This window comes from Clostridium sp. KLE 1755 (assembly GCF_000466465.2).
GTDB classification, from domain to species: Bacteria; Bacillota; Clostridia; order Lachnospirales; family Lachnospiraceae; genus Eisenbergiella; species Eisenbergiella porci.
On record NZ_KE992776.1, the window covers coordinates 1 to 9507 of the forward strand.

Annotated in this window: 7 protein-coding genes; all 7 read left to right on the forward strand. The window is 52.3% G+C overall.

Going from position 1 to position 9507, the window contains the following annotated elements; translation table 11 throughout:
• The first annotated feature begins 191 nt into the window (after positions 1–191).
• Positions 192–1061 carry a damage-control phosphatase ARMT1 family protein gene (locus tag HMPREF1548_RS25575; protein ID WP_025487460.1) on the forward strand — a complete coding sequence of 290 codons (870 nt, stop codon included), beginning with the start codon at positions 192–194 and terminating at the stop codon, positions 1059–1061.
• A 3-nt stretch (positions 1062–1064) separates the two neighbouring features.
• Positions 1065–4514: a DNA polymerase III subunit alpha gene (locus HMPREF1548_RS25580; protein ID WP_021639674.1), complete on the forward strand. Its 3450-nt coding sequence runs from the start codon at positions 1065–1067 to the stop codon at positions 4512–4514.
• A gap of 305 nt (positions 4515–4819) precedes the next feature.
• Entirely contained in the window at positions 4820–5794 is a 975-nt protein-coding gene (pfkA, locus tag HMPREF1548_RS25585; RefSeq protein ID WP_021639676.1) for a 6-phosphofructokinase, read from the forward strand.
• Between the two features lie 263 nt (positions 5795–6057).
• On the forward strand, positions 6058–7401 hold the full coding sequence (locus HMPREF1548_RS25590; protein ID WP_021639678.1) for a TrkH family potassium uptake protein: 1344 nt from the start codon (positions 6058–6060) through the stop codon (positions 7399–7401).
• Positions 7402–7425: 24 nt separating this feature from the next.
• On the forward strand, positions 7426–8079 hold the full coding sequence (locus HMPREF1548_RS25595; RefSeq protein ID WP_021639679.1) for a potassium channel family protein: 654 nt from the start codon (positions 7426–7428) through the stop codon (positions 8077–8079).
• Between the two features lie 24 nt (positions 8080–8103).
• Positions 8104–8880, forward strand: a complete 777-nt coding sequence (locus tag HMPREF1548_RS25600; RefSeq protein WP_021639680.1) for a TrmH family RNA methyltransferase — start codon at positions 8104–8106, stop codon at positions 8878–8880.
• 55 nt (positions 8881–8935) lie between these two features.
• On the forward strand, positions 8936–9507 hold a 572-nt coding region (locus HMPREF1548_RS25605; RefSeq protein ID WP_035323990.1), incomplete at its 3' end, for a pyrroline-5-carboxylate reductase family protein.

The window sequence follows — 9507 nt, forward strand, 5'->3', positions numbered from 1 at the left end:
GCCCCTTCCGCCCTCCATCCCCCGCCGCTCTCAAGGCGTACCACTCCCTACATTCCATATTGTAAAAATCCCCCCCGCATGGTACAGTAATTGCAGTAATAATTTTTGTGGAAAACAGGAACCCTAAGGGCAGGAAGAATGTGTTATGCGCCCGCAGTTTTGGTCAGGGGTCGGAAAGGTCAGGTAACGCAATGAAGCTGTGTGCATCCTGTATGCGCTGTCTTGTGGACAGGCAGGAAGAGAGAGTCAGGGGGATGGGGACTGAGGAGGACAGGGATGCCTTTATAAAGCAGGTCGCCCGGATTATCGGTGAAAGCAGCCCGCAGGACTCGGCGCCTGTTCTGGTGGAGAGGATTAATGAAGTTTACCGCGGTATTTTCGGCCCGGTAACGGATTATGATAAGATTAAAAAGGAATTTAATGAGCTTATGTTATCGGTGGAGCCTGACATCCGGGCGGCGATGGCGGCGGGGGAGGATCCGCTGCATACGGCGTTTGTCTATGCGCGGGTTGCCAATTATATTGATTTCGGCATGGCCTCCAGCGTGGACAAGGAGACGCTTTTTCAGCTTCTGAATGAGGCGGCGCAGGATCGTATGGATGAGCAGGTATATGCCCGGCTGCTGGACGATTTGGAAAAGGCGGATAAAATGGTTTACATAACTGATAACTGCGGCGAGATCGTTTGCGATAAGCTGGTCGTTGAAGAAATGCAGAAGCGTTTTCCCGGACTGGATCTGACCGTTCTGGTGCGGGGGGAGAATACCCTGAATGATGCAACTATGGAGGACGCTGTCCAGGTGGGGCTGTGCGAGGTGGCTAAGGTAACGGGCAACGGCTGCGGCGTGGCAGGGACGCCTCTTGCCTATGTGGATGAACAGACGAGGCGGCTTCTGGACGAGGCGGATGTGATCCTGGCAAAGGGACAGGGTAATTTTGAAACCATGCATGGCTGCGGCCTGAATGTCTATTATTCCTTCCTCTGTAAATGCGACTGGTTCCAGCAAAGGTTCGGAATGGAAAAAAACAAGGGCATGTTTGTCCGGGAAAGGAGTCAATAATCCATGGCATTTGCACATCTTCACGTCCATACGGAATACAGCCTTCTGGACGGGTCGAATAAGATAAAAGAGTATGTAAAACGGGTAAAAGAACTGGGCATGGACAGCGCGGCCATCACCGACCATGGAGTGATGTATGGCGTAATTGATTTCTACCGGGCTGCGAAGGAAGCGGGAATCAAGCCCATCCTGGGCTGTGAGGTCTATGTGGCGCCCAATTCCCGTTTTGATAAGGAGCTGACCGGCGGGGACGACCGGTATTACCATCTGGTGCTGCTGGCGGAAAACAATACCGGCTATGCCAATCTGATGAAAATTGTGAGCAAGGGCTTTACGGAGGGCTATTACTATAAACCCCGTGTGGATATGGAGATTCTGAACCGTTACCATGAGGGCATTATTGCCCTGTCCGCCTGTCTTGCAGGAGAAGTGGCCAGGAATATCCAGAAGGGCCTCATAGACGAAGCCAAAAAGGCGGCGCTTAAGTACCAGGAATGCTTTGGCAAAGGGAATTTTTTCCTGGAACTGCAGGATCACGGTATCCCGGCGCAGCATACGGTGAATACGGCGCTGCTTTCCATAAGCAAGGAGCTTGATATCCCTCTGGTAGCCACCAACGACGTGCATTATACCTATAGAGAGGACGAGAAGCCTCATGATATCCTGCTGTGTATCCAGACTGGGAAGAAGTTGGCGGACGAGGACCGTATGCGCTACGAGGGCGGCCAGTATTATGTAAAGAGCGAGGAAGAAATGAAGGGGCTGTTCCCCTACGCCTGGGAGGCGGTGGAGAATACCCAGTCCATAGCGGACCGCTGCAATGTGGAAATCGAATTCGGCGTGACAAAGCTGCCTCATTTTGAGGTGCCCGAAGGCTATGATTCCTGGGGCTATCTGAATAAGCTGTGCGACGACGGGCTTAAAGAACGTTACCCTGAGGATGACGGTACGCTCAGGGAACGGCTGGATTATGAGCTTGGCATTATCAAACGCATGGGCTATGTGGATTATTTCCTCATCGTCTGGGACTTCATTAACTATGCCAAAAGCAACGATATCATGGTAGGTCCCGGAAGAGGTTCGGCGGCTGGCAGCATTGTGTCCTACTGCCTGAAAATAACGAATATTGATCCTATTAAATATAATCTGCTTTTTGAACGTTTCCTCAATCCGGAGCGTGTGTCCATGCCGGATATTGATATTGACTTCTGCTTCGAAAGAAGGCAGGAGGTCATCGACTACGTGGGAAGAAAATACGGCTCTGAAAAGGTAGTGCAGATCGTCACCTTCGGTACCATGGCGGCCAAGGGTGTTATCCGGGATGTGGGCCGGGTAATGGATCTTCCTTATTCCTATGTGGACGGTATTGCAAAAATGATACCCAATGAGCTGAATGTGACCATTGACAGGGCGCTGCAGGCCAATCCGGAGCTGAGAAAGCTCTATGAATCCGATGAGCAGGTAAAGGTCCTGATTGATATGAGCAAGCGCCTGGAGGGTCTTCCCAGACATACCTCCATGCATGCTGCCGGCGTGGTTATCTGTCCGGAGAGCGCGGACGAATTTGTGCCGCTTTCCCGTGGTTCCGACGGCTGCATTACCACCCAGTTCACCATGACGACGCTGGAGGAGCTGGGCCTTCTGAAAATGGACTTCCTGGGGCTGCGTACCCTTACGGTAATCCAGAACGCGGTGCGCCTGGTGGAAAAGGATACCGGCGTGAAGCTGGATATGGACAATGTGGATTTTAACGACAAAGCTGTCCTGGATTCCATCGGAACAGGCAGGACGGACGGCGTGTTCCAGGTGGAAAGCGGCGGGATGAAAAACTTCATGAAGGAGCTCAAGCCCCAGAACCTGGAGGATATCATCGCAGGAATTTCCCTGTACCGGCCGGGCCCCATGGACTTTATCCCGCGCTATATTAAAGGTAAGAACAATGCGGCCAGCATCACCTATCTCTGCCCGCAGCTGAAGCCGATTCTGGAGCCGACCTACGGCTGTATTGTGTACCAGGAGCAGGTAATGCAGATCGTGCGTGATCTGGGCGGCTATACCATGGGACGAAGCGACCTGGTGCGCCGTGCCATGAGCAAGAAAAAACAGTCGGTTATGGAGAAGGAACGTGCGAACTTTATTTACGGCAACGAGGAAGAAGGCGTTCCGGGCTGTGTGAGCAACGGGATTTCCGCGGAAGTTGCGGGGACGATTTATGAAGAAATGATGGATTTTGCAAAATATGCCTTCAACAAGTCCCATGCAGCCTGTTACGCGGTGGTTTCCTACCAGACCGCTTATCTGAAATATTACTATCCCGTGGAATTCATGGCGGCGCTGCTTACGTCCGTCATTGATAACCCGGGCAAGGTTTCCGAATATATCCTCACCTGCCGATCCATGGGCATTAAAATCCTCCCTCCGGATATCAATGAAGGAGAGGCCGGTTTTTCCGTGTCCGGCGGCTCCATCCGGTATGCGTTGACCGCAATTAAGGGTGTGGGAAGGCCTGTGATCGACCAGGTTACCGCGGAACGTGAGGCAAGAGGCCCGTTTTTGAGCATTCAGGATTTTGTGACCCGCATGGCGGACTCCGAAGTCAATAAAAGGACGGTGGAAAATTTTATCAAATCCGGCACCTTCGACGGGCTGGGCGGCACAAGAAAACAGTTTATGAGCGTTTTTGTGCAGATGATGGATGCCCAGCAGCATAATAAAAAGAATAACCTGGCGGGCCAGATGAGCCTTTTTGATCTGGTGGATGAGGAAGACAAGGGCGAATTTGAAATCCGCCTGCCCGATGTGGGGGAATATTCCAAGGAGCTGCTCCTGGGCTTTGAGAAGGAGGTCCTTGGCATTTATGTCAGCGGACATCCCCTGGAGGAATATGAGCAGACCTGGAGGAAGCACATTACAAGAACCACGGCGGATTTCCTGCTGGATGAGGAAACCGGGGAAATGAATGTGCGCGATCAGGAACGGGTGACCATAGGCGGCATGATTTCCGATAAAAAAATCAAGTATACCAGGAACGATAAGGTGATGGCCTTCCTGACCCTGGAGGATCTGGTGGGCACTGTGGAGGTTGTTGTTTTTCCCAAGGTTTATGAGCAGGAAAGCGCCAAACTGACGGAGGACAGCAAGGTGTTCATTAAAGGCCGCGCCTCCGCGGAGGAGGATCGGGACGGCAAGCTGATCTGTGAATCCATCCAGGCCTTTGACGATATCAGGAAGACACTGTGGATTAAATTTCCCACAAAGGAAGCATATGAAAAGACGGAAAAAGCGCTGCTGGAGCTTCTTGCCCAGTCCGACGGAAATGACGGTGTCGTTATCTATGTGGAAAATCCCAAGGCCAAAAAGGCGCTGCCGCCCAACAGGAATGTGAAGGCGGATAAGGAGCTGGTATCCAGATTATCGGAGCTGTACGGGGAAAGCAATATCAGGGTGGTTTAAAATCAGGTTACAGTTCCGACAGGTCTGCGCATTTACTGCCCTGACCGTAAGAAAGTGATTCAGAAGTGCCAAAATCCATCGCCAGGGACGATTCAGGATGGATTCCGGCAGTAACTGTGAAGGGACGGGACAGTTACAAATGTGCAGCGCCGGAAGCACGGAATCCGAGAAAAGGATTGAAAACAAACCGTGTATAGATTAAAATAAAAACAAGATCAGTTAAGAAAAGACGCCAAAAAGAGGTGCTGCAAAACGGGACACCATTTCACGATGACCGCACAGGGCGGCAGACTGGAGGATAATTCATGGCAAAGGCTATTAAAACTATTGGAATATTGACAAGCGGCGGCGATGCGCCGGGAATGAACGCGGCAATCCGCGCCGTTGTCAGGAAGGCGATCAGCAACGGAGTTAAGGTAAAGGGAATCAAGAGAGGCTATCAGGGCCTTTTAAATGAAGAAATCGTGGATATGCAGGCCCGCAGCGTTTCCGATATCATTCAGAGAGGCGGCACCGTGCTGGGCACAGCCCGCTGCCAGGAATTCAAGACGGAGGCCGGACAGAAGAAGGGTGCGGAAATCTGCCATAAGCATGGCATCGACGGTCTGGTGGTTATCGGCGGAGATGGCTCCTATCAGGGAGCGCAGGCTCTCTCGCGTCACGGCATCAACACCATTGGCCTTCCCGGCACCATTGATTTGGATATTGCCTGTACGGATTATACGATAGGGTTTGACACGGCGGTGAATACGGCCATGCAGGCAATCGATAAGGTAAGGGACACCTCATCCTCCCATGAACGCTGCAGCATTATTGAGGTAATGGGCAGGAATGCCGGTTATATCGCCCTCTGGTGCGGTGTTGCCAACGGCGCGGAGGATATCCTTCTTCCTGAAAAATACGATTATAATGAGCAGAACATCATCAACAACATCATCAACAACAGAAAACGGGGCAAAACCCATCATCTGATTATCAATGCGGAGGGTATCGGACATTCCACCTCCATGGCAAGAAGAATCGAAGCAGCCACAGGTGTGGAAACCAGGGCGACGATCCTGGGCTACATGCAGCGAGGCGGAAGCCCTACCTGTAAGGATCGCTATTATGCCTCCATTATGGGCTGCCTTGCGGCGGATATCCTCTGCGAGGGTAAAACTAACCGGGTTATCGGTTACCGCCACGGCGAATTCCAGGATTTTGACATCGAGGATGCGCTGGCAATGCAGAAGGATATTCCGGAATACGAATACAGAATCAGCAAGCTGCTTGCAATTTAAGAATGCTGAATCAGAAAGGAAATAAAGGCGTCCGGTGTGAACCGGCGCCTTCCTGTTTATTCCCGCGAGCAACGAACCAAGTATCCATGCTTGCATGGATATTTGGCGACTGCCGCGAGGGTCAAATACCCCGCTGCTCTGCAGCGCTGCAAGTTTGATACCTCGTTGCTTGCAGCGAGGTCTTTGATTCCCGCGGCCTGTTTATGGGGACTTAACAGAAGGTAACTGTGCGGGACTTAAACAGTTACGATGGAAGATTAATTATGCTGACTAAGAAAAAACAGAAAATGCCGTATACCAGAATGCTTGCCCTGGGCTTTGCCCTCATTATACTGATGGGAGCGCTTCTTTTATGCCTCCCGGTTTCCACCCGCAGCAGGGAATGGATGCCCTTTCTGGACGCCCTGTTTACGGCCACCTCGGCCACCTGCGTGACCGGTCTGGTGGTGGCGGATACCTATCAGAACTGGAGCCTGTTCGGACAGCTGGTCATTTTGACCCTGATACAGATCGGAGGCCTGGGCTTCATCACTATCGGCAGCTATATCGCGGTCCTTTTGAAAAAGAAAATCGGGCTGAAGGAAAGGGAGGCCATCCATGAAAGCGTGAGCACCATTGAACTGGCCGGCGTGGTAAAGCTGGTCCGCAAGATTGTGATGGGCACCTTTGCCTTTGAGCTGACAGGCGCCCTGCTGCTATCCATCCGCTTTGTGCCGCAGTATGGGTTCTGGAGAGGCTGCTATATGGGGATTTTCCATGCGATTTCAGCCTTCTGCAACGCCGGCTTTGACCTGATGGGCAGAAATGAGGCTTACAGCTCGCTGGTGGCGTATGAAGGGGATATCCTGGTGAACCTGACTATTATGGCCCTGATTATAATCGGCGGGGCAGGCTTCCTTGTCTGGGATGATATCCACAGAAACAGACTGAATTTCAAAAAATATCTTCTGCACACCAAGATCGTACTGATTACCACAGGGATCCTGATTTTCGGCGGAGCCCTGCTTTTTTACCTGATGGAAAAGGACAATGTGCTGGCCGGAATGAATGTCAGGGAGAGGATATTGGGCTCCCTGTTCAGCTCGGTAACCCCCAGGACTGCGGGCTTTAACAGTGTGGACACCGCCGCGCTGAAGGATTCCAGCAAATTTTTAACGATGGTTCTTATGTTTATCGGCGGCAGCCCCGGTTCTACGGCGGGCGGCGTGAAAGTGACCACTGCGGTCGTCATGGTTCTTTCCACCATAGCCATGGTGCGGGGGACCCATGGAGTCAATATTCTGGACAGACGTCTGGAGGAGAGCGCGGTAAAGAGAGCCAGCGCCATTGTTACCATTGACCTGGGACTGGCCGTGGCAGCGGCCCTCATTATCATGTCAGCGCAGCCGCTGAAGCTTTCAGACGCGCTGTTTGAGGTGTTTTCCGCCATTGGGACGGTGGGAATGACAACGGGAATTACCAGGGAACTGGTGCCGTTGTCCCGTATCGTCATCATTTTGCTCATGTACTGCGGCAGGCTGGGAAGCCTGACCTTTACCCTTGTTTTTGCCAGAAGCAAGCCGGAGCCTCCGGTGAAGCAGCCGGTGGAAAAAATTGTGGTGGGATAATTCTAAGGAGGATAAATAATTACTATGAAATCTATGCTTGTTATCGGTTTGGGGCGCTTTGGGCAGCATCTTGCCTCCAACCTTCTCGACCTGGGAAATGATGTCATGATAATTGACAGTGATGAAAGGAAGCTGGAAGGCCTTGTTCCCTACGCTACCAGCTCCAAAATCGGGGACTGCACGAATCCTGAAGTGCTGCGCAGCCTTGGAATCGGCAATTTTGACGTGATTTTTATCTGTATCGGCACGAACTTCCAGAGCAGCCTGGAAATTACCAGCCTGGTAAAGGAAATGGGCGGAAAGCATGTGGTGAGCAAGGCGACCAGGGATATCCAGGCAAAATTCCTGCTGCGCAACGGCGCGGACGAGGTTATTTATCCGGAAAAGGATATTGCCGAGCGCTGTGCGGCCAGGTTCAGCATGGATAATGTGTTTGATTATATAGAAATCTCTTCCAAATACGGTATTTATGAAATCAGCCCGTTGAAGGAATGGGTGGGAAAATCCATCCGGGAATCCAACATTGCGGCGCGTTACCGCGTTACGATCATCGGGATTAAGAAGGAAGGCCGCGAATCCCACATCATGCCCTCTGCGGATGATTTCATAGAGGATGGGGAGCATCTGATTGTGCTTGCTTCCCACGAGACTGCCAGAAAGCTGTTAAAGCAGCTGTAGGCCGCAGAAAGGCAGGAACAGTTAATGATTACATCGGCATCCAACACCCGTGTTAAAAAAGTGGCTGCGCTGAACCAGAAGGCAAAGGAGCGCAGGCAGGAGGGCAAATACGTGGTGGAAGGCGTGAAAATGTTTCTGGAAGCGCAGGAAGAAGAAATTGAAGAAATATATGCTGTGGAAGGCTTTCAGAATGCGGCCTGTATGGAGAAGCTGGCCGGCCGTCCCTTTGAAACCGTGTCGGAGGAGGTCTTCCGCAAGATGAGCGATACCGCGGCGCCGCAGGGAATCCTGTGCGTAATGCGGCAGAAAAAATATGCGCTTGCAGACCTTTTGGCAGCAAAGAACCCGCTTCTCATGATTCTGGAGGATATCCAGGATCCGGGCAATCTGGGGACCATACTGCGCACCGGGGAGGGCGCCGGAATCGGAGGCGTTATCATGAGCCGGGAAACGGCGGATATTTATAATCCCAAAACCATACGTTCCACCATGGGAAGCATTTACCGTGTGCCGTTCGTCTATGTTTCCTCCCTGGAGGAGACGGCAGTGCAGCTGAAGGCAGCGGGAATCCGTCTGTTTGCGGCACATTTGAAGGGAAAAAGCTGGTACGACGGCGAAGATTACCGGAAGGGCAGCGCCTTTTTGATCGGCAATGAAGGAAACGGCCTGCGGGAGGAAACCGCCGCGCTGGCTGATACCTATATCAAAATTCCCATGGAGGGCCGCGTGGAATCCCTCAACGCCGCCATGGCATCGGGGATTCTCATGTATGAGGCGGCAAGGCAGCGCCGCGGAGGATGAAAACAATGCAGCGGGAAAAAGGACAGAAGGCGGAAGCAATCAGGAAGGAGCGAATATGACAATAGGATTCATCGGACTTGGAAATATGGCCCGGGCCGTCATTGGCGGCATGCTGGACAAGGGTATCGTAAAGCCGGAGGACATCTGCGGCAGTGCGAAAACGGAAGCTACCAGAAAAAAAATGGAGGACAGCTGTAAAATCCGTACCGCATCCTCCAACAGGGAAGTGGCGGAACAGGCGGAAATACTTGTGCTTGCGGTAAAGCCTCAGTTTTTTGAAGAAGTCATTGAAGAAATAAAAGGTATTTCCTGGGAAGGCAAAACGATAATCAGCCTGGCGCCGGGAAAAACCATAGCCTGGCTTCAGGAAAAATTCGGGCAGAGGCTTCCGGTGGTCAGATGCATGCCCAATACGCCTGCGCTGGTAGGGGAAGGCTGTACGGGCGTCTGCGCCTCACCGGAGGTCGGTTCAAAGGCCCGGGATACGGTGCTGGAGATTCTCGGAAGCTTCGGAAAGGCGGTGGAGGTTTCTGAGAAAATGATGGATGTGGTGGGCGCAGTCAGCGGAAGCTCCCCGGCCTTTGTTTTCCTGTTTATCGAGGCCCTGGCGGACGGGGCGGTAGCGGA